The 19,248-nt window shown below is 64.4% G+C and carries 16 protein-coding genes and 1 pseudogene; 5 read left to right on the top strand and 12 right to left on the bottom strand.

Going from position 1 to position 19,248, the window contains the following annotated elements:
- Positions 1–171: 171 nt before the first annotated feature.
- Positions 172–972 (top strand): SDR family oxidoreductase, encoded by an 801-nt coding sequence (locus tag AC1DW2_RS31345; protein WP_085399610.1) that lies wholly within the window; start codon positions 172–174, stop codon positions 970–972.
- A 171-nt stretch (positions 973–1,143) separates the two neighbouring features.
- Here the strand turns inward: AC1DW2_RS31345 and boxB are convergent, their stop codons facing one another.
- The 5 genes from boxB to AC1DW2_RS31320 all read right to left on the bottom strand — a co-directional run bounded on the left by boxB (position 1,144) and on the right by AC1DW2_RS31320 (position 7,537).
- Positions 1,144–2,580 carry a benzoyl-CoA 2,3-epoxidase subunit BoxB gene (boxB, locus tag AC1DW2_RS31340; RefSeq protein ID WP_477007922.1) on the bottom strand — a complete coding sequence of 479 codons (1,437 nt, stop codon included), beginning with the start codon at positions 2,578–2,580 and terminating at the stop codon, positions 1,144–1,146.
- Between the two features lie 129 nt (positions 2,581–2,709).
- Positions 2,710–4,398 carry a 2,3-epoxybenzoyl-CoA dihydrolase gene (gene boxC / locus AC1DW2_RS31335; protein ID WP_477007889.1) on the bottom strand — a complete coding sequence of 563 codons (1,689 nt, stop codon included), beginning with the start codon at positions 4,396–4,398 and terminating at the stop codon, positions 2,710–2,712.
- Between the two features lie 116 nt (positions 4,399–4,514).
- The gene (locus tag AC1DW2_RS31330; RefSeq protein WP_477007888.1) at positions 4,515–5,042 is read right to left on the bottom strand and encodes a DUF309 domain-containing protein; all 528 of its coding nucleotides are present in this window, start codon (positions 5,040–5,042) and stop codon (positions 4,515–4,517) included.
- 18 nt (positions 5,043–5,060) lie between these two features.
- Positions 5,061–5,879 (bottom strand): alpha/beta fold hydrolase, encoded by an 819-nt coding sequence (locus tag AC1DW2_RS31325; RefSeq protein WP_477007887.1) that lies wholly within the window; start codon positions 5,877–5,879, stop codon positions 5,061–5,063.
- A gap of 116 nt (positions 5,880–5,995) precedes the next feature.
- Entirely contained in the window at positions 5,996–7,537 is a 1,542-nt protein-coding gene (locus AC1DW2_RS31320; protein WP_477007886.1) for a benzoate-CoA ligase family protein, read from the bottom strand.
- Positions 7,538–7,559: 22 nt separating this feature from the next.
- On the opposite strand from AC1DW2_RS31320, the gene AC1DW2_RS31315 reads away from it, so the two are divergent.
- The gene (locus AC1DW2_RS31315; RefSeq protein WP_477007921.1) at positions 7,560–8,582 is read left to right on the top strand and encodes a helix-turn-helix transcriptional regulator; all 1,023 of its coding nucleotides are present in this window, start codon (positions 7,560–7,562) and stop codon (positions 8,580–8,582) included.
- Positions 8,583–8,851: 269 nt separating this feature from the next.
- On the top strand, positions 8,852–9,247 hold the full coding sequence (locus tag AC1DW2_RS31310) for a group II truncated hemoglobin (protein ID WP_477007885.1): 396 nt from the start codon (positions 8,852–8,854) through the stop codon (positions 9,245–9,247).
- Positions 9,248–9,311: 64 nt separating this feature from the next.
- Here AC1DW2_RS31310 and AC1DW2_RS31305 read toward each other — a convergent pair whose 3' ends face one another.
- The 4 genes from AC1DW2_RS31305 to AC1DW2_RS31290 all read right to left on the bottom strand — a co-directional run bounded on the left by AC1DW2_RS31305 (position 9,312) and on the right by AC1DW2_RS31290 (position 12,531).
- The gene (locus AC1DW2_RS31305; RefSeq protein WP_477007884.1) at positions 9,312–9,572 is read right to left on the bottom strand and encodes a hypothetical protein; all 261 of its coding nucleotides are present in this window, start codon (positions 9,570–9,572) and stop codon (positions 9,312–9,314) included.
- The gene (gene ybaL, locus AC1DW2_RS31300; RefSeq protein ID WP_477007883.1) at positions 9,523–11,259 is read right to left on the bottom strand and encodes a YbaL family putative K(+) efflux transporter; all 1,737 of its coding nucleotides are present in this window, start codon (positions 11,257–11,259) and stop codon (positions 9,523–9,525) included. The genes AC1DW2_RS31305 and ybaL overlap by 50 nt, the downstream gene beginning before the upstream one ends.
- A gap of 85 nt (positions 11,260–11,344) precedes the next feature.
- Positions 11,345–11,677 (bottom strand): PRC-barrel domain-containing protein, encoded by a 333-nt coding sequence (locus AC1DW2_RS31295; RefSeq protein WP_085399250.1) that lies wholly within the window; start codon positions 11,675–11,677, stop codon positions 11,345–11,347.
- 68 nt (positions 11,678–11,745) lie between these two features.
- Positions 11,746–12,531, bottom strand: a complete 786-nt coding sequence (locus AC1DW2_RS31290; RefSeq protein ID WP_477007882.1) for an IclR family transcriptional regulator domain-containing protein — start codon at positions 12,529–12,531, stop codon at positions 11,746–11,748.
- Between the two features lie 113 nt (positions 12,532–12,644).
- On the opposite strand from AC1DW2_RS31290, the gene AC1DW2_RS31285 reads away from it, so the two are divergent.
- Both AC1DW2_RS31285 and AC1DW2_RS31280 read left to right on the top strand, forming a co-directional pair.
- Positions 12,645–14,003 (top strand): aromatic ring-hydroxylating dioxygenase subunit alpha, encoded by a 1,359-nt coding sequence (locus AC1DW2_RS31285; RefSeq protein ID WP_477007881.1) that lies wholly within the window; start codon positions 12,645–12,647, stop codon positions 14,001–14,003.
- A 163-nt stretch (positions 14,004–14,166) separates the two neighbouring features.
- A complete protein-coding gene (locus tag AC1DW2_RS31280; protein ID WP_477007880.1) occupies positions 14,167–15,603 on the top strand; it encodes a glutamine synthetase family protein in 1,437 nt (478 codons plus the stop codon).
- A gap of 240 nt (positions 15,604–15,843) precedes the next feature.
- Here AC1DW2_RS31280 and AC1DW2_RS31275 read toward each other — a convergent pair whose 3' ends face one another.
- The 3 genes and pseudogenes from AC1DW2_RS31275 to AC1DW2_RS31265 all read right to left on the bottom strand — a co-directional run bounded on the left by AC1DW2_RS31275 (position 15,844) and on the right by AC1DW2_RS31265 (position 19,219).
- Positions 15,844–16,839, bottom strand: a complete 996-nt coding sequence (locus AC1DW2_RS31275) for a TonB-dependent receptor domain-containing protein (protein ID WP_477007879.1) — start codon at positions 16,837–16,839, stop codon at positions 15,844–15,846.
- 647 nt (positions 16,840–17,486) lie between these two features.
- Positions 17,487–18,068, bottom strand: a pseudogene (locus AC1DW2_RS31270) (TonB-dependent receptor plug domain-containing protein); the annotation flags it as partial.
- Between the two features lie 149 nt (positions 18,069–18,217).
- Entirely contained in the window at positions 18,218–19,219 is a 1,002-nt protein-coding gene (locus tag AC1DW2_RS31265; RefSeq protein WP_477007878.1) for an AraC family transcriptional regulator, read from the bottom strand.
- Between the last annotated feature and the right edge of the window lie 29 nt (positions 19,220–19,248).

Genomic DNA, 19,248 nt, shown 5'->3' with positions numbered 1-19,248 from the left:
TTGGTAGAAGTACMGAACGACGAGTCGTCGCCAAACTACTCCCTGTGGTTATGGGTCCCGGCGTTCGCCGGGACGACACCGAGTGAGTTGGACCACAGCCGCGCCACACTCGCGCCTTCCTTGACTCCCCTCTCCGCCGCGCTCAAAACGGCGTCAACCAAGGGAGGCACCATGTTCAACGATCTGTTCTCGCTCAAAGGCCGTGTCGCGCTCGTGACCGGCGGGTCGCGCGGCATCGGCAAGATGATCGCGGCGGGCTTCCTCGCGCAAGGCGCGGCGAAGGTCTACATCACCGCGCGCAAGGCCGGGCCGTGCGAGGCGACGGCGAAAGAGCTCTCCGCCCAATATGAGGGCGAATGCATCGCGCTGCCGATCGACATCTCGACCATCGAAGGCTGCGACAGGCTGGCCTCCGAGATCATCAAGCTGGAGCCGAAGCTCGACATCCTCGTCAACAATGCGGGTGCGGCCTGGGGCGCGGAGTTCGACGAATTCCCGGAGAGCGGCTGGGACAAGGTGATGGACCTCAACGTCAAGTCGCTGTTCTTCCTGACCAAGGCGTTGGCAAAACCGCTGCGCGCGGCGGCCTCGCACGAGCGGCCGGCCAAGGTGATCAACATCGCCTCGGTGGACGGCATCTTCGTCAATCCGAGCGAGACCTATTCCTACGCCGCCAGCAAGGCCGCCGTGATCCATCTGACGCGGCGCATGGCGACGAAGCTGATCAAGGACAACATCAACGTCACCGCGATCGCGCCGGGCGCGTTCAAGTCCGACATGAACCGCGCTGCGCGCGACCATGCGGACGAGGTCGCAAAGCGCATTCCGGCGCGGCGTATCGGAACCGATGAGGACATGGCCGGCGTTGCGATCTATCTCGCCTCGCGCGCGGGTGATTACGTGGTCGGCAACACCATCGCGGTGGATGGTGGCGTGGTGTACGCCAATGCCGGGCTGGAGATCGCGGGGTAGGCGGCTTAGGGAGAAGCCGCGCCGCACACTCCGCTGTCATGCCCCGCGAAGGCGGGGCATCCAGTACGCCGCGGCTTCTCGGCTGAAGCACAGCCGCCTCTGGAATACTGGATCACCCGCTTTCGCGGGTGATGACACCATTTGTATAGCAAGAGCGTCGGTTGCTAACGCCTACGACTCGATCTTCACGTACTCGAAATCGCCGGGCTTGTTGTCGATGCCGACCTTCGGCGGCGAGATCCAGGATGCGAACTTGCCGGTCTCGGTGACGGGCTGCATCAGCGAGGTGATGAAGTCGCCATCGGCGGTCGAGGGCAGCCATTCGTCCTTACGCCTGGCCCAGGTGGCATCGTCGATCAAAAGACCATCCGGCGTCGCATGGATGCCCTTGAACTCGCCGATATGGCGATGGAAAGCGACGTTGGGCAGTTTGAGCTGGAAGTTATAGCCCGCGGTCGAGATCACCTTGTTCCAGCGCAGCATGCCCTTGACGCAGTCCTGGCTGTAATCGTCGCGCAGGCGCATGTTGAGCGCAGTCAGCGCCGGTTCGTCGACCAGCTTGATCTCGCCGTTGATGAACTTGAGCACCGGATAGGTGGCGTTCTTGAGCTGGTGATCGTCGTCGATCTGGGTCTCGTGATAGCGGCCCTTGATGCCGGTGTTGAAGGCGTTGGCCGCGTTGGTCGAGACCTCCGAGCCGAACAGGTCGAGCGACAGCGTGTAGTGCAGGTTCAACTTCTTCTGGATCGTCGGCAGGTCGATCACGCCGAGCGCGCGAACCTTTGCGATGTCGGCGGGATCGGTGATGCCGGCTTCACACATCGCGTCACAAGTGCGCTGCACGACGCGGGTGATGCCGGTCTCGCCGACGAACATGTGGTGCGCTTCTTCCGTCAGCATGAAACGGCAGGTGCGCGACAAGGGATCGAAGCCCGACTGCGCGAGCGAGTGCAGCTGCATCTTGCCGTCGCGGTCGGTGAAATAGGTGAACATGAAGAAGGACAGCCAGTCCGGCGTCGCCTCGTTGAACGCACCGAGCATGCGCGGCGCATCGGCATCGCCCGAGCGACGGCGCAGCAAGTCATCCGCTTCCTCGCGGCCGTCGCGGCCAAAGTACTTCTGGAGCAGATAGACCATCGCCCAGAGATGGCGGCCTTCCTCGACATTGACCTGGAACAAATTGCGCATGTCGTAGAGCGAGGGCGCGGTCTTGCCGAGGTGGCGCTGCTGCTCGACGGAAGCCGGCTCGGTGTCGCCCTGGATCACGATCAGGCGGCGCAGCATGGCGCGATACTCGCCCGGGACTTCCTGCCACGCAGGCTCGCCGAAATGCTCGCCGAACGGAACGACGCGATTTTCCTCCTGCGGCGCAAGCAGGATGCCCCAGCGATAGTCGGGCATGCGGACATAATCGAACTTGGCCCAGCCGCGCGGATCGACGGAATAGGCGGTGCGCAGATACACCAGCGACTCCTGAAAGCCTTCCGGCCCCATGTCGCTCCACCAGTCCATATAGCCGGGATGCCAGCCTTCCAGCGCCTTCAGCACCTGGCGGTCTTCGGCGAGATTCACGTTGTTCGGAATCTTGGTCGAGTAGTCGACGTTCATGATGTTCATGGTGGACCTCCCGTGGGGGACTGATTCATTCAACGATTGGCATCGAACCGTGAGCTTGCGAATGGCGAATGGTGAGTAGCGAATGGAAATCCCTATTCGCCATTCACCACTCCCTACTCGCTAAACTCTCGTCATATCGAATTTCGGCTTCTGGCCGCTGCCGTAGCGGCGCAGCGCGCCTTCCTCGCCGACCGCGTTCGGGCGCTGGAAGATCCAGTTCTGCCACGCGGTCAGACGCGAAAAGATCTTCGATTCCATCGTCTCGGGGCCGACGAAGCGCAGGCTGGCTTCCATGCCGGTGAGGCTGTCCGGCGAGAAGCTGGCGCGCTCCTCGAGAAACACACGCACCTCGTCGTCCCAGTCGATGTCGTCGAGCGCGAAAGTGACGAGGCCGAGCTCTTCCGCCTGCTCGGCGTCGAGCGCGGTGCCCATGGTGGCTTCCGCACGCTCGATGTCGGACGGATCGGCCTGGAAGCGCGATTCCAGCCGGGTCAGGCCGTGGCTCATCGGATACGGACCGAAGTTCATGGCCGACAATTCGATCGACGGCGGCGGACGGTTGTCGCCCTGGCGCGTGCCGATCAGCATGTAGGAGCGGTCTGCGGCGAAGACGAGCTCGGCGAGCGTGCCGGCAAAGCAGGAGCCGGGCTCGACCAGCGTCACCAGCGTGCGCGAGGTGACGTCGATGCGCTTCAGCACGCGCTTCCAGTAGTGCCTGATTTCGTTGACCAGCCAGTGCGCCTTGTTGGCTTCGAGGAAGGCGTCGGATGACAGCACATGGGCGCGGTCGCCATGGCTCTTGAAGACGAGCATCGCAATCTCGAGCTCGTTGATGCGCAGATGCAGGATGGCGTCGTCGAGCTCGCGCGCGACCTGGAGCGGCCAGAACGAAGGACCCTGCGCCATCATGCCGTCGATGTCGGCCGGCGGCGCGGCCTCTGGCGCCTTGATCGAGATGGTGGCGATGCGCGCCGTGCGATCGATGTCGACGCTGACAAAACCGTAGCGGATGCTGGTCTCGTCGATGACGCGCCTGAGCGGTGTCAGCGCAATACCTTTGCCGGTGCCCTTGCGCTTCGACTGGCCTGCAAACTCCTTGGCGCGCTCGGCGACCTTGGCCTCGAGCTTCGAGTTCGGCGCGATCTCGTCGACGAGGCGCCACTGCACGGCACGCTTGCCCTTCACGCCTTCCTCGATGGTGCAGAAGAAATCGGCGTGGTCGCGGCGTACCTTGCGCTTGTCGACGACGCGGGTGAGGCCGCCGGTGCCCGGCAGCACCGCGAGCAGCGGCACTTCCGGCAGCGCAACGGCCGACGAGCCGTCATCGGCGAGGATGATGTGGTCGGTCGCGAGCGCCAGCTCATAGCCGCCGCCGGCGGCCGAGCCGTTCACCACCGTGATGAAGCGCTGGCCGGAATTCTCCGAAGAGTCTTCCATACCGTTGCGGGTCTCGTTGGTGAATTTGCAGAAGTTCACCTTGTGGGCATGCGTGGAGCCGGCAAGCATGCGGATGTTGGCACCGGCGCAGAACACGCGGTTCTTGGCCGAGCGCATTACCACGACCTTCACCTCGGGGTGTTCGAAGCGCAGGCGCTGGACGACGTCCGCCAGCTCGATGTCGACGCCGAGATCGTAGGAGTTGAGCTTGAGCAGATAGCCCTCGAACAGGCCGCCGTTCTCGTCGACGTCCATGGTCAGGGTGGCGACGTCGCCATCGACCGCGAGCTTCCAGTGCTTGTAGCGGGACGGTTCGGTCTGGAAATCGATGAATGTCGCGCCGCCTGCGAGGCGCCGATCTTCCCCGGCCATGGGCCACCCTTGAGCTTGGTTATGCGTTTTGGCTGTAGCGTTAGATGCACAATAGTGCATCTTTTCGAAAGCGTCTAGCCCTTAACGGCCATCGCATGCACTTTGTTTCATGAGGCCTATTGAGACCGCACAATGGCGCCGAGGGTGATCCAGTCCGCCTTCGAGAGTTCGGAACGGCCCAGCTTGGCCTGGAGCAGAGCCGTCAGCGCCGGAATGGGGAAGCTCTCGACAAAGCCGTCGCCACCCGCGGCCGCCTTGCGCGAGTTCAACGCCCGCAACTCTGCCTGCGCGTCGCCGAACAGGCGCGCGGCCGAATGCAGCCGCTGCATGCGCAGTCGCAAATTGGCATTGGCGATGTGAATGCAGGCGCGCAGAAGAATTCGCTCGCGGCCGCCTTGCGGGGCTGCGGCCCAGACCGCCTCCAGCACCTCCTGCGATTCCCAGAAATAGCCGCGGTCGTTGAGCGCGAGCCCGTAGCGCAGCGCCGGATGGCGCGCCGGCACGTAGCCGCGGAAGGCCGAGGGCACCAGCGCCTTGGCCAAATCAAGCGTCTCGTAATCCGCGTCGACCCCGTCGGTCTCGCCCGGCACATAGGCCCATCGCGGCCACGGCAACGGGCCGCTCGCATCCGAAGGCACATTCATGGATGTGCCTCCGCAGGATCATGCGGCGCGTCCCTGAAGTCCCTGATCGTCGCGCAGGGCCGCTTTTGCAAATTGCTCAATCGCGTCAAGCGTCGCCCCCGGCGCTTCACGATGCGGGGAATGTCCCGCGTCTGAAATAATTTTCAAATCTACCGGACAATAACACTCTTCCTGCGCAATTTCGACCTGTCGCAGTGTCCCATATTGGTCGTCCTTGCCCTGCACGACCAGGATGGGAACGCGGATGTAGGCGAGGTATTCCGAGATGTCCCAGTCGCGGAATTTCGGATCGAGCCAGGCGCGGTTCCAGCCGTAGAAGGCGTTGTCGACATCCTTGTGCCAGCGCGCCAGCTTCGCCTTGAGGTCGGTGGTCTCGAAGGTCGTCTTGATCGCAGCGATGGATTTCACCGAGATGTCCTCGACGATGAAATGCGGAGCCATCAGCACGAGCCCGTTCAAGCGGTGATCCTGATGCGCGCCGGCATAGATCGTCGCGATCGAGGCGCCATCGGAATGGCCGAGCAGGAGGCCGCGCTTGAAGGAAATCGCATCGAGGATTTTCGGCAGCACATCCAGCGCCTCGCGCTGCATGTAATCGAGCGGCCGCGGCAGCGTGACCGGGCTGGACTGGCCGTAGCCCGCGCGCGAATAGACGAAGATGCCGGCGCCGTTGGCTTGCTGCAGTTTTTCCGGAAAGTCGCCCCACGGGCCGACGGAGCCGAGGCCTTCGTGCAGCATGACGATGGTGGGTGCATCGGCGTCCTGCGGGGCGAGCCATTTGTACTCGAGGCTGGCGCTGCCGATGGTCAGGAAGCCGGTGGGGGTGAGGTTGGTCATTTCTTCGCTCTTCTTTCTCCGTCGTCATGCCCGGGCTTGACCCGGGCATCCACGCCTTTCCTCAATCGCGGATGCACGTGGATGGCCGGGTCAAGCCCGGCCATGACGACCGATTGCTAGTTTGCGCCCTCGCGCAATTTGAACCGCTGGATCTTCCCCGTCGCCGTCTTCGGCAGTGACTCCACCACGTCGATCCAGCGCGGATATTTCCACGGGCCGATCTTCTGCTTGACGTGCTCTTTCAGCATCTCCTGCAAGTCCGCCGTCGCCGCGCCCGGACGCAACACGACGAAGGCCTTCGGCTTCAGCAGGCCTTCCGGATCGGCTTCCGGCACGACGGCGGCTTCCAGCACGGCGGGATGCGTGATCAGCGCGCTCTCGACCTCGAACGGCGAGACCCAGATGCCTGAGACCTTGAACATGTCGTCGGCGCGGCCGCAGAAGGTGTAGCGGCCTTCGCCATCCCGGACATATTTGTCGCCGGTGCGGGTCCACGGACCTTCAAAGGTGCGGCGGCTCTTGTGGCGCTGGTTCCAGTAGCCCTCGCCGGCGGAGGGCGCATCAACCAGCAGCTCGCCGACCTCGCCGTCGGCGACATCCTGGCCGGCCTCGTTGACGAGCCGCACCGCATAGCCCGGCACCGGCTTGCCGGACGAGCCGTATTTGATGTCGCCGGGCGCGTTCGACAGGAAGATGTGCAAGAGCTCGGTCGAGCCGACGCCGTCGAGGATGTCGACGCCCAAGCGCGATTTCCAGCTGTTGCCGACGGATTCCGGCAGCGCCTCGCCGGCCGAGGTGCAGATGCGCAGCGACTTGCCGCCGCGCTCGGCCTTCATCGTCTCGTCGTTGAGCATCGCCGCGAACAGCGTCGGCACGCCGTAGAAGATCGAGGGATTGTACCTGTTCATCAGGTCGAACATGCGCGCCRGCGTCGGGCGCTCGCTGTTCAGCACCACGGTGGCGCCGACCGACATCGGAAAAGTCAGCGCATTGCCGAGGCCATAGGCGAAGAACAGTTTTGCCGCAGACAGGCAGACGTCGCTCTCGCGGATGCCGAGCACCTGCTTTGCGTAGGTGTCGGCGGTCGCCTGCATGTTCGAATGCAGATGGCGCACGCCCTTGGGCATGCCGGTCGAGCCGGAGGAATAGAGCCAGAACGCCGGCTCGTCGGGATGCGTCGCGGCGGTCGTGAACTGGTCGCTCTCGCCGGCGAGCTCTTCCGCGAGCTGCCTGTGGCCGTTCATCTTGGCGCCGGAGACCACGACGTGCTCGAGATCCGGCATGCGGCCGACGACGTCCTTGATAACAGGATAGAGCGCTTCGGAGACGAACAGCACCCGCGCGCGGCAATCGGCGAGGATGTAGGCGTATTGATCTGATGTCAGCAGCGTGTTCAGCGGCACCGGCACGATGCCGGCGCGGATCGCGCCCAGGAACACGATCGGGAAATCGACCGTGTCCAGCATGATCATCGCCACGCGCTCCTCGCGGCGGACCCCGAGCCGGCGCAACATGTTGGCGGCACGCCGGGTCTCGCGCTGGAGCTCGCCATAGGTGAGCCGCGAGACGGTGTCGTCGAAGACGAGCTTGCTTCCCCTGCCGTCCTCGACGTTGCGGTCGAGCAGCCAGGTCACCGCGTTATAGGATCCCTCGCTCACGGACTTCTCCCCCGAATTTAGAATTATAATTCATAGAAAGACACCGCGGCGGCTTGCTGTCAATGCTGGCAGGCATTATGTTTCATCAAAACGCGCCGCAGGACACCCTCTCAAGAAGGCCCATGATCTGCAGTCCATGACCGACAGTCCCGACGCCGAATCCCGATTTCTCGAACAGCTCGGACAGCGCGTGCGCACCATGCGCGCGCTACGCGGCATGTCGCGAAAAGTGCTCGCCAAGGTATCAGGAATTTCGGAGCGCTACATCGCGCAGCTCGAGAGCGGCAAGGGCAACGTCTCCATCGTGCTGCTGCGCCGCGTCTCGGACGCGATGGGCGCGCATCTGGAAGATTTGCTTCCCTCGGCCGACCCGACGCCGGACTGGCAGATGTTTCGCGATCTCCTGCGCAAGGCGACGCCGGCGCAAATCGCTCAGGCCAAGGACGTTCTCGCCGGCGGCAGCGCGTCGGCGCCGCGGCGCGCACCGTTCTGCGGCATCGCGCTGATCGGCCTGCGCGGCGCCGGCAAATCGACGCTGGGGCGGATGCTGGCGAAGAAGGTCGGCTGGAGTTTTGTGGAGCTCAACAAGGAGGTCGAGCAGCAGAACGGGCTCTCGGTCGCCGAGATCATCGCGCTCTACGGCCAGGAAGGCTTTCGCCGCATGGAGCAGGCAGCGCTGCAACAGCTGCTCGCGCGCAACGAGTTGATGGTGCTGGCGACCGGCGGCGGCATCGTGTCGGAGCCGTTGACCTTCGAGCAGATTCTGTCGTCGTTCTACACGATCTGGCTGAAGGCCGAGCCCGAGGAGCATATGGCCCGCGTGCGCCGCCAGGGCGACCTGCGGCCGATGGCGGACGATCGCTCCGCAATGGCCGAGCTGCGCAACATCCTGCTGAGCCGCGAACCGTTGTATTCACGCGCGACGGCGGTGGTGGATACGGCAGGGCTGTCGGTCGATGCAGCGGCTGCAAGGCTGGTCGATGCGGTGCGGCCGGTGCTGCAGAACGAAGCGCGGAGTTTCGGCCTGCGCAGCGTGGCGCTGTAAGGCGATCTCTCACGGCACGCTCGCTGCGTTCCCTCCCCCCTTGCGGGGGAGGGTTAGGGAGAGGGGTGCCACACGGGCACTCCATCGATCGCGCAAGAACCTCGTCTTCGCAGCAACAAACACCATTTCCCGGGCTACCCCTCTCCCCTGCCTTCCCCCGCAAGGGGGGAGGGAGCAGAGCGGAGCGCGCGGATGTGCCTTGCGTCCCTTTTCGTTTCTCAAACAGAAACGATATGAAGGGCCACACAGCACACACCAGGATTTGATGAATGACCGATAGCGACGTCGCAATCTCCATGTTCGAGCGGATCGGCGGCAGCGGCACGATCGACCTTCTGGTCGACCGCTTCTACGAGCGCATGGACACGCTGCCGGAGGCGAAAATGATCCGCGCGATGCACGCGGATGACCTCGGACTGATCAGGGACGTGCTGAAGCGCTACCTCACCGAATGGACCGGCGGCCCAAAACTCTATTCCGTCGAGAAGGGCCATCCGCGGCTACGGCAGCGGCATATCGGCTTTGCCATCGGCGACGCCGAGCGCGATGCGTGGCTGCTCTGCATGCGCGGCGCGCTGGACGAGACGGTCACGGACGCCGCCGCGCGGCAGGACCTCGACAAGGCGATATCGGGCCTTGCCGACTGGATGCGCAATCGGCAGTGACACAGAAAGCGAGGCGGGGACGCGGTGGGTTACGCCAGCGGACTGCGCTTCGCGCAGCTGCAGGCTAACCCACCCTGCGCACCCCAGCCCTGTCATTGCACGCGTCAAACACCGAGCGATCCAGCGCCTCGGCCACAAAGCCCGCCACATAAATCAACGCCAGGATCGCCGCGGAGATCGCCATTGTCTCCGCATGCGCGAACCCCCACCGCAACAACCGCTGCAACAATGTCGGCGGCGGGAAGCGGTAGGTCCGGCCCTGCGGCGTGATCAGGTCAAACGACCGAACCGACCGCGAGCGCACGGGGATCTTGCTGGGCAGCATCCGGATATCTCCTCTCCAGCTCCTCGATCATGCCGCGCGCGATCTCCCGCTCGCCCATGATGACGACATCCGCCCCCAGCCCCTTCAAATGATCGACCTCCGCATCCGCATGCGCCCGCGCGATGATGCGGATGTCCGGATTGGCCGCGCGCGCCTGCTGCACGATCTGCCCCGCCTCGAACGCCTCGGGGATCGCGATCACGAGATGCCGCGCCCGTGACGGATTGGTGGCGCCGAGAATTTCGGGCTGCGCGGCATTGCCCATGACGGTCTCGATGCCGCCCTGCTTCAGCTTCGCCAGTGCACTCTCGCCGACCTCGGCGACAAGGAACGGCAATTGCCGCTGTTTCAGGGCATCGCCGACGAGCGCGCCGACGCGGCCATAGCCGATCACGATCGTATGGTCAGTCAGGTCCGTGGTGCGGATCGGTTCGGGCACGGCGGCCGCGGCCTGCGGTGAATCCCGGCGCGGGTCGAGACGCGGCGCGAGCCAGGTGGCGGCCGCGAACATCAGCGGGTTGAGCATGATGGAAAGGATCGCGCCGGCCATGATCAAGTCGCGGCCGTCACTGGGCAGGATCTGCGAGGCGACGCCGAGCTCGGCCAGGATGAAGGAGAACTCGCCGATCTGCGACAGGCTCGCCGAGATCGTCAGCGCGGTCGCGACCGGATGCCGGAACAGGACTATGATCAGGAACGCCGCGAGTGATTTGCCGAGCATGATGATCGCCAGCGTCGCCAGCAGCGGCCAGGGTTCGCGGACCACGCTCATCGGATCGAACATCATGCCGACCGAGACGAAGAACAGCACCGCGAAGGCATCGCGCAGCGGCAGCGATTCCTGCGCGGCGCGTGCGCTGAGCGGCGATTCCCGCAGCATCATGCCGGCGAAGAACGCGCCCAGCGCCAGCGAGACGTCGAACAGCTTCGTCGCCCCGAACGCGATGCACAGCGCGATCGCAAGCACGCCAAGACGGAACAATTCGCGCGAGCCGGTATGCGCGATGTAGTGCAGGATCCAGGGAATCACCCGGCGCCCCACCACCAGCATCAGCCCGATGAACACGATGATCTTGGCCAAGGTCAGCATCACGATGCCGGCAAGCCCGAAGCCGGCCTGCGCGGCCAGCGGCTCGAAGGCTGGCTTGTCGCCGCTGGCGCCCTGAAGGCTTGCGATCGCCGGGAACAGCACCAGCACGAGCACCATCGCGAGGTCCTCGACGATGAGCCAGCCGACCGCGATGCGGCCGCGATCGGTCTCCATCAGGCGCCGCTCCTGGAGCGCGCGGAGCAGAACGACCGTGCTCGCGACCGACAACGCCAGTCCGAACACGAGTCCCGCACCGACGCTCCAGCCCATCAGCCATGAAAGGCCGAGCCCCATCAGTGTGGCGACCGCAATCTGCACGACGGCGCCCGGAACGGCGATGTTGCGGACGCTCAGCAGATCCTGGAGCGAAAAATGCAGGCCGACGCCGAACATCAGCAAGATAATGCCGAGCTCGGCGAGCTCGGTCGCAAGCGCCTGGTCGGCGACGAAGCCCGGCGTGAACGGGCCGACGGCAACGCCGGCAAGCAGGTAGCCGACAAGCGGCGGAATGCGGAACCGCTGCGCTATAGTTCCAAGTACGAAAGCGAGTCCAAGTCCGACGACGATGGTGGCGATGAGAGGTGTGTCATGCGGCATTTTTGCCTTTTGACACAGCGAGCGCGCCGGCGCACCGCGACCAAGTGAGGCGGCTCAGCGCGCGACGCCTGCGGCAATCGCGCCGTCAGATCGACCAATAATTTGGGTGCGCGTAGGGCTGCGAACGATCGCCCCAGTCGAATTCGTCGCCGTCGAACTCGCACGGTCCGCTGGCGAGCTCGTCCTGCGTCACCTCGACACGAAAAGCCTGCCGCGCGGGATCGTATTTCAGCGCGCCCCACTGCACCGGATAATGGTGGTGCGTGCCGAGCAGCCCGCCAGTCCTGATCACGGCGTAGGCGACCGTGCCGGTCACCTTGTCGAGCATCAGCCGCTCGATCGAGCCGAGCTTCGCGCCGTCGCGCCCGTAGACGCCGACGTGCTCCACGCGATCACTGGGAACCATGGTGTGTTTCATGGCGTCCTCCCTGTTGTCTTGCGTGACGAGATTATAGGCCCGCGGACGCGCGGCGCCAACGATCGTTGCTAGAGCAGCTGCGACCGCACGGACTCCGCGCCTTCGCGGAGCAGCGGGAGCAACCGGTCGACCAGCTCCCCTGCCGGCACGCGGTCGACATGGGCGCCCATGTTGATGGCGGCGACGATCACGCCGTCGTATCGGCGCACCGGAACCGAGATCGAGCGGAAATGCGGCTCTGCCTCGCGATCGACCAGCGAATACCCTTGCTCGCGATCCGCGGTGATGCTGGCCAGCAGCGCCTTGGGATCGGTCACTGTCTGCGGCGTCAACATCTCGCGCTTCATTGTCTTCAGGCGTGCGGCAAGCGCTGCATCATCGAACTGCCCGAGCATGGCGCGGCCGACCGAGGTGCAGAACGCCGGCAGCCGGTAGCCGATCTCGAGCCCACCCGAAAACATCCGCGCCGGGCTGCTGCGCGCGACAAACACGACGTCGTCGCCGTCGAGCACCGCGAGCGAGGAGATTTCCTGCGCTGCCGTGGCGACGCGATCGAGCACCGGCTGAAGCACGGCGACGAGCTGGCTGGAGCGCAGGTAGGACGCAGCGAGCGTCAGCACGTGCGGCGTCAGCGAGAACAGCTTTCCGTCGCCGGCGACGAAGCCGCCGCGCTGAAGCGTGAACAGCATGCGCCGCGCTGTGGCGCGCGGCAGCTCTGCGGCCCGGGCGAGATCGCTCAGCGTCATCGGACCGGTGGTTGCGCCGAAACATTGCAGCAGGCGCAGGCCGCGATCGAGGCTCTCGACGAAATCCGTCGCCCGCTCGCCGTTTTCGCTGCGCTTCAGCTTGGGCATAGGTCCGGGAACATCCTGCAAAATATTGCTTGCCGCCGGACCAAGGCATGGCATAATTCGCCCATTCGTTCAATAGGCGAACAAATGCCTCTCCGACAAAGGACGCACCGGCCATGATGAGCCAGGAGCAGAACGACCTGATCACCCGTACCGGTCAGAAGGACCCCTGCGGCAAGCTGATGCGGAGCTATTGGCAGCCGGCGGCGCTGGTCGACGAGCTGGAGGGCACGCGCCCGATCCGTCCCGTCAAACTGCTTGGCGAGAACCTGGTGCTGTTCCGCGACGAGAGCGGACGCTACGGCCTGATCGATCGTCATTGCGCCCATCGCGGCGCCGACCTCGCCTTCGGACGTCTCGAACATGGCGGCCTGCGCTGCGCCTTCCATGGCTGGCTGTTCGACGCCACCGGCCAGTGCATCGAGACGCCGGCGGAGCCGAAGGACTCAAAACTCTGCCAGAACATTCGCCAGCGCTCCTATCCCGTGGTCGAGAAGAGCGGCATCCTGTGGGCTTATCTCGGCGAGGATGAGCCGCCGGCCTTTCCGGAGCTCGACTGCTTTGTCGCGCCCGGCACGCACACTTTTGCGTTCAAGGGCCACATGGCCTGCAACTGGCTTCAGGCCCTCGAGGTCGGCATCGATCCCGCGCACGCCTCCTATCTGCACCGCTTCTTCGAGGACGAGGATACGTCGACGGCTTACGGCAAGCAGTTCCGCGGCGCCTCCGCCGGCTCTGATCTGCCGATGACAAAGATCCTGCGCGAATACGACCGTCCGATCATCAATGTCGAGCACACCGAATATGGCCTGCGGCTGATCGCGCTGCGCGAGATCGACGAGGAGCGCACCCATGTGCGCGTCACCAACCAGCTCTTCCCGCACGGCTTCGTCATCCCCATGAGCACGGAAATGACGATCACGCAGTGGCACGTGCCGGTCGACGATGAGAATTGCTACTGGTACGCGATCTTCACCAGCTATTCGAATCCGGTCGACAAGCAGAAGATGCGCGATCAGCGGCTCGAGCTCTATGAGCTGCCCGACTACAAATCGCGCAAGAACCACAGCAACGATTACGGCTTCGATCCGCACGAGCAGGCGACCGCGACCTATACCGGCATGGGCACCGACATCAACGTCCACGACCAGTGGGCGGTGGAATCCATGGGCGCGATCCAGGACCGCACCAAGGAGCATCTCGGCTCGAGCGACAAGGCGATCGTGCAGTACCGCCGCCTGCTGCGGCAGGAGATCGAGAAGGTCGGCGGCGGCGAGAAGCCGATGCTGTTCCTGGACGAGAGCAGGGCGCGCAGCATCCAGGGACCGGCCACCATGGACGGCATCGGGCCGACCCAGGGTTGGGAGCTCTACTGGATGGAGGTCGACGTCAAGCGCCGCCGCGGCGCACCTTGGGCCGCGCCGGTGCCGAAGGAGATCGCCGACAACGTGCACCGGTTGACGGCGGCGGAGTGATAATGCCGTCAATCAGCGGCGGGCGCCACACATTCCACTGTCATGCCCCGCGAAGGCGGGGCATGAAGTACGCCGCGGCCTCTCGTGGACACGTCGCCGTCTCTGGAATACTGGATCGCCCGCCTTCGCGGGCGATGACAGCACGGACTGAAGGAGCAACCGAGTGACTTTCGTCGCGCGTCATGCGCTGTGGTCGGATGAGCAGAGGGACGCCGCAGCGCGCCTGCGCCGCATCGTCGAGGAAAAGAACCTCGAGGTCATCCGCCTCGCCTTCCCGGACCAGCACGGCATTTTGCGCGGCAAGACCATCATCGCCGTCGAGGCGATCGCCTCGCTGGAGAGCGGCTGCTCCATCACCACGACCATGCTCGCCAAGGATACCTCGCACCGCACGGTGTTTCCGGTGTTCACGTCAGGCGGCGGGTTCGGCATGAAGGAGATGGAGGGCGCGGCCGACGTGTTGATGGTCGCCGACCCAACCACGTTCCGCGTGCTGCCATGGGCGCCCGCGACGGGCTGGGTGCTCTGCGATCTCTATTTTGGCGACGGCCGTCCCGTGCCGTTCGCGACCCGCGGTCTCTACCGCAAGGTGCTCGATGATCTCGGCGGCCGCGGCCACGATTTCGTCGCCGGCCTCGAGGTTGAATTCCACATCTTCAAGCTCGACGACGCGCATATGCGGCCCGAGGATGCCGGCCAGCCCGGCACGCCGCCGTCGGTGAGCCTGCTCAGCCACGGCTATCAATACCTCACCGAGCAGCGCTTCGATCAGATGGAGCCGGTGCTGGAGATCTTGCGCCGCGATATCGTCGCGCTCGGACTGCCCTTGCGCTCGGTCGAGGTCGAGTTCGGGCCGAGCCAGTGCGAATTCACCTTCGCGCCGAGGAAGGGGCTGGAGCCCGCCGACAACATGGTGCTATTCCGCTCTGCCGTGAAGCAGATCGCGCACCGCCACGGCTATCACGCCACCTTCATGTGCCGGCCGAAACTGCCGAATGTGTTCGCGAGCGGCTGGCACTTGCATCAGTCGATCGTCTCGCGCACGACCGGCGAGAACCAGTTCATGACGAAGGACGGCGGCGAGCCGCTCAGTGCGTTCGGCAAGGCGTACCTTGCCGGCCTGCTCGACCACGCCCGCGCCTCGACCGTCTTCACCACCCCGACCATCAACGGCTACAAGCGCTACCGCTCCTATTCGCTGGCGCCGGACCGCGCGATCTGGGGCCGCGACAATCGCGGCGTGATGATCCGCGTGCTCGGCGGCGCCAATGATGCCGCAACGCGCCTGGAGAACCGCATCGGCGAGCCTGCCGCCAATCCCTATCTCTACATGGCCTCGCAAATTTTGTCGGGCCTCGACGGCGTCGATCGCAAGCTCGACCCCGGCCCGTCCGCCGACACGCCCTACGAGACCAAGGCGCCGCCGTTGCCGAAGTCGCTGCGCGATGCGGTCGCCGCGCTGAAGGACGATCCGTTCTTCCGCGAGAAGTTCGGGCCTGAGTTCGTCGACTACTACACCCACATCAAGAATGCCGAGATCGACCGCTTCCTGTCAGAGGTGACCGACTGGGAGCACCGCGAATATTTCGAGGTGTTTTGACGGAGATCCGTCTCACGCCCGCGTGAGGCGACTTCGTCCGGTCTGTTCCGACGACATCACGGCGCTCGCCGACGAAGCCATTTTCCCTGTCCCTCGAAAACGGCCGGAAAAACTGGGGGCCTAACATCCTGCATGTGATCAACAGTGGAGTTCGATCATGTGGGTTCAATTGTTCAGCCTGATCTACCACCTGTCCTGCCGGACCACCTTGGTTGAAATCGGCACCCACCACCTTGCGCGTTAGTCGCCGGCGTGTGCGATTTGGCAATAACCGACTTGGCACGTGGTGTAGTGCAGATTGAACAGGTTCTTGGCATTGACCTGGAACTGGAGGCCCTTCAGCTCCTTCATCGCCTGGCCAAAATCATATTTCAGCGCCGCGTCGATCAGGGTTACCGAGCTGTTCTTGAACGTGTTCGCATCATCGCCGTAGCTCCAGGACATGTAACGCGCGCCGCCACCGACGCTCGATCCTGCAAACGGTCCGGCCAGCGGCAGGGCATAGTTCGCCCACAGCGTCGCCGTATGCGGAGGATTGCCCGAGGGAAACTTGCCGATCAGCGAGTCGTCAGCGGCCTGCTTGGTCACCATGTCGAGATAGGTGTACGACGAGGTGATGTCGAAACCACCGCCCAGGCTGGCAAGCGCCTGCAATTCGAAGCCGCGGCTTTGAATCTCGCCACGCTGGACCGTCACGCCCGTCCCCGTCGTGACCAGGCCGCCGTCCTGGGTCAAATCGAACACCGCCGCGGTAATGAAGCTCCTCGTGCCCTGCGGCTGGTACTTCACACCGACTTCGGTCTGCTTGCCGGTGGTCGGCTTGAAGAAGGCGCCCGACGGATCGACGCCGAGATTGGGAAAGAACGAGGTCGAATAGGCGACGTAAGGCGCAACGCCGGAATCGAACACATAGGTCAGCCCGGCTCGCCCGCTATAGGCCTGATCGGACTGCGTCTGCCGGATCAGCGCGAACAGATCCTCACCCGTGGTGCTGACCCAGTCGCTGCGGCCGCTCAATGTCAGGATCCAGTGATCGAGCCTGGCCTGGTCCTGAACATACACGCCGGACTGGGTTTGCCGCTGGGCCGTCGAGGACGAGATCGCGGGATCGGGAATGGATTCCGGCGCGTAGACCGGCGCGGCCAGGTTGAGATCGGAGACGCCGAAGCCGAATCCCTGCTTGTCGTTGAACTTCGACGAGGTGTAGTCGGTGCCGACCAGGAGTGTGTGCTGCACGGGCCCGGTCGATAGCCTGGCCTCGACCTGGTTGTCATGATGGCCGATTGCAGCGTGTCGTGGACGTAGCCGGTGTAGCGCGAGACGACATTGCCCACCGGCGCGCCGAGAAAGCCGACATAGCGGGTGACCGCATCGACATCGACGTAGCGGAATTTCTGGCGGACGGTCACGGCGTTGTTGAACGCATGCTCGAACAGATAGCCCACGCGTCCCTGCTCCTGGTCGAGCGAATTGTAGGACGGGCTGCCCGTGAAGATGTCCGTGGCGGTGCCGGTGCCCGTGGAGTAGGTGAACATGGATCCGGGCGTCTTCGACTTCTGATAGGACCCGAGAATCGTCAGGGTCCTCGATTGATCCGGCTTCCAGGTGACGGCGGGCGCGATGTAGGTCCTGTTATCCTTGCCGCCGGGCACGAACACGTTCGCGTCACGCATCACGCCGGTCAGCCGATACGAAAACTGACCGTTGGCATCGACCGGACCCGAAAGATCGAAATTGCCCTGGACGCGATCGCGGTCGCCAAACACCGTTTGCACCTCGTGAAACGGCTGGCTGGTCGGCAGCTTGCTCGAGAGGTCGATGAGTCCGCCGGGCGAGCCGAGGCCATAGAGCGCCGAGCTCGGCCCACGGACCACGGTGATGCTGTCGACCCCATAAGGCTCGGTCTTGAACACGCTGAGACCTGCTCCGACGAGGCGCAGGCCGTCGAGATAAACGCCGTTATAAGTGATGTCGAAGCCGCGGATCGCGATGGCGTCGAAACGCGGATCGTAGCCGGAGGCATCGATACGGACGCCAGGTTCATAGCCAACCGCCTCCGTCAGCGTCTGGACGGCGCGGTCGTTGAGTTCCTTGCGCGTCACGACCGAGATCGACTGCGGCGTCTCGAGCAACGGCGTGTTGGTCTTGGTACCCGCCGAGCTGCTGTCTGCAACATAGCTGCTTTCGCTCGACGCGTTGGCGCGACCGGCACCGGCCTCGCGCACGCCCGGATTTCCGGCCGGCGCGGGCCCGGCATTGCGTTGCGTCGCGATGCGGCCGCGCGACGACTGCGAGGCTCGCTGCGCGGGCTGGGTGCGCGGACGCGCCTGGATCGGTGCCTCCACCGTGACGGGAGGCAATGTCGCCGCCGTCGACGTCGAATTGGTCCCGGAGGTCTGTGCGACCGACGGCGCTGCATGCAGGACTATTCCTAGGCCGGCCGCTCCCAGACCAGTTCTCGCCATCCGTTCCCAGCCGAGCGTCCGCCCGTCGTTGCGCGTCATTGTCTTCCCCGAGTTCCGTGTTCGAACAACCCGGGAGTAACCAGATCGAGGCGCACACCGCCTTTGCGCGCGCGCAAATCACCTTTGATCGCACGTGGAGGCGTTCAAGTTTACTGACAGTGGCTCGGCGAATAGCCGAAGTGCCTGCGGAATGCCGTCGCGAAATTGGCCGGATGGGCATAGCCGACCCGAAAGGCCGCCTCGGTGACTGACAACCGTTGATGAATCAGAAGGTCACGTGCGGCATCGAGCCGGCGGGCCCGCAAATAATCGATCGCGCTCTCGCCATACGCCATCTGGAATTTCTGGTTGAAGGACCGGCGGCTCAGCCCCGCATTCCGCGCCAGTTCATCGATGCTCCAGGGATAAGCGAGATCGGCATCCATGCGCGCCTTGACCGATTGCAACCGCACCCGCTGGAGGTCGGCTGCAGGATCGAGCGCGATCCCGCGCTCGCCGAACAAGGCGTGGACCACGATCTCGGCGGCATGCGCCGACAGCAGCAATTGCGTCGCGTTTCCGGCCACCGGTGGCGAGAACATTTCTGCCGCGAGGGCCTGCACACGCGGAGACGCCGTGAGAGAGACGATGGCCGTGCCCAACGCGTCGGTCTTGAACAGCGCCCGAACCTCGTCGCCGAGTCCAAGCCCGTCGATGGAGGCTTGGGGAAGCGCCAGGCCGATCGCAGGACGTTCGCCGCAGCGAACCGAGCCTCCCACGGCGAGGGATTCGCGCACGGCAATCGCCGTCATCTGCCCTGCACCCGTTGTGCGCGTCAGAATGCCGCGGCCTGCGCCTTCATCGAGTGCGACAGAGATGAACAAGCCCGGCGCTACGATTGCGGGCCGATCGGGATCGGCGCGAAACTCACCTCTGATGAACACACAGCCCGGGAAATCCAGCCATTGAGGCGCTGTCGAAGCGCCTCGCTGTGCGGAGCCGATGATGTCGTCGTCAGGCCGCCCGGCAATTTGATTGTAAAAGTCCTGCATCGAATCCGCTACGCCGCGACATTGGCGGCTGGCGGCGGCGCACTCAAGACCTCTGCGTGCAGTTTGGAGAGCTTCGAAACTGACGTCCTCGACGAGGTTCTGCGCGAGGCGATCCTGCACGGACGATACGGCAATCAGATCCAGGAGCG

It is taken from the genome of Bradyrhizobium sp. P3_C3 (assembly GCF_056402655.1).
The sequence above is the reverse complement of the archived record's forward strand: the minus strand, read 5'-3'. Positions and strand labels throughout refer to the sequence as shown.

Bases quoted from the DNA above. Each gene is read 5' to 3' on its own strand.
- AC1DW2_RS31345 (WP_085399610.1), top strand. From the start codon at position 172: ATGTTCAACGATCTGTTCTCGCTCAAAGGCCGTGTCGCGCTCGTGACC.
- AC1DW2_RS31310 (WP_477007885.1), top strand. From the start codon at position 8,852: ATGACCGATAGCGACGTCGCAATCTCCATGTTCGAGCGGATCGGCGGC.
- AC1DW2_RS31305 (WP_477007884.1), bottom strand. From the start codon at position 9,572: ATGCTGCCCAGCAAGATCCCCGTGCGCTCGCGGTCGGTTCGGTCGTTT.
- AC1DW2_RS31295 (WP_085399250.1), bottom strand. From the start codon at position 11,677: ATGAAACACACCATGGTTCCCAGTGATCGCGTGGAGCACGTCGGCGTC.
- AC1DW2_RS31285 (WP_477007881.1), top strand. From the start codon at position 12,645: ATGATGAGCCAGGAGCAGAACGACCTGATCACCCGTACCGGTCAGAAG.
- AC1DW2_RS31330 (WP_477007888.1), bottom strand. From the start codon at position 5,042: ATGAATGTGCCTTCGGATGCGAGCGGCCCGTTGCCGTGGCCGCGATGG.
- boxB (WP_477007922.1), bottom strand. From the start codon at position 2,580: ATGAACGTCGACTACTCGACCAAGATTCCGAACAACGTGAATCTCGCC.
- boxC (WP_477007889.1), bottom strand. From the start codon at position 4,398: ATGGCCGGGGAAGATCGGCGCCTCGCAGGCGGCGCGACATTCATCGAT.
- ybaL (WP_477007883.1), bottom strand. From the start codon at position 11,259: ATGCCGCATGACACACCTCTCATCGCCACCATCGTCGTCGGACTTGGA.
- AC1DW2_RS31290 (WP_477007882.1), bottom strand. From the start codon at position 12,531: ATGCCCAAGCTGAAGCGCAGCGAAAACGGCGAGCGGGCGACGGATTTC.
- AC1DW2_RS31325 (WP_477007887.1), bottom strand. From the start codon at position 5,879: ATGACCAACCTCACCCCCACCGGCTTCCTGACCATCGGCAGCGCCAGC.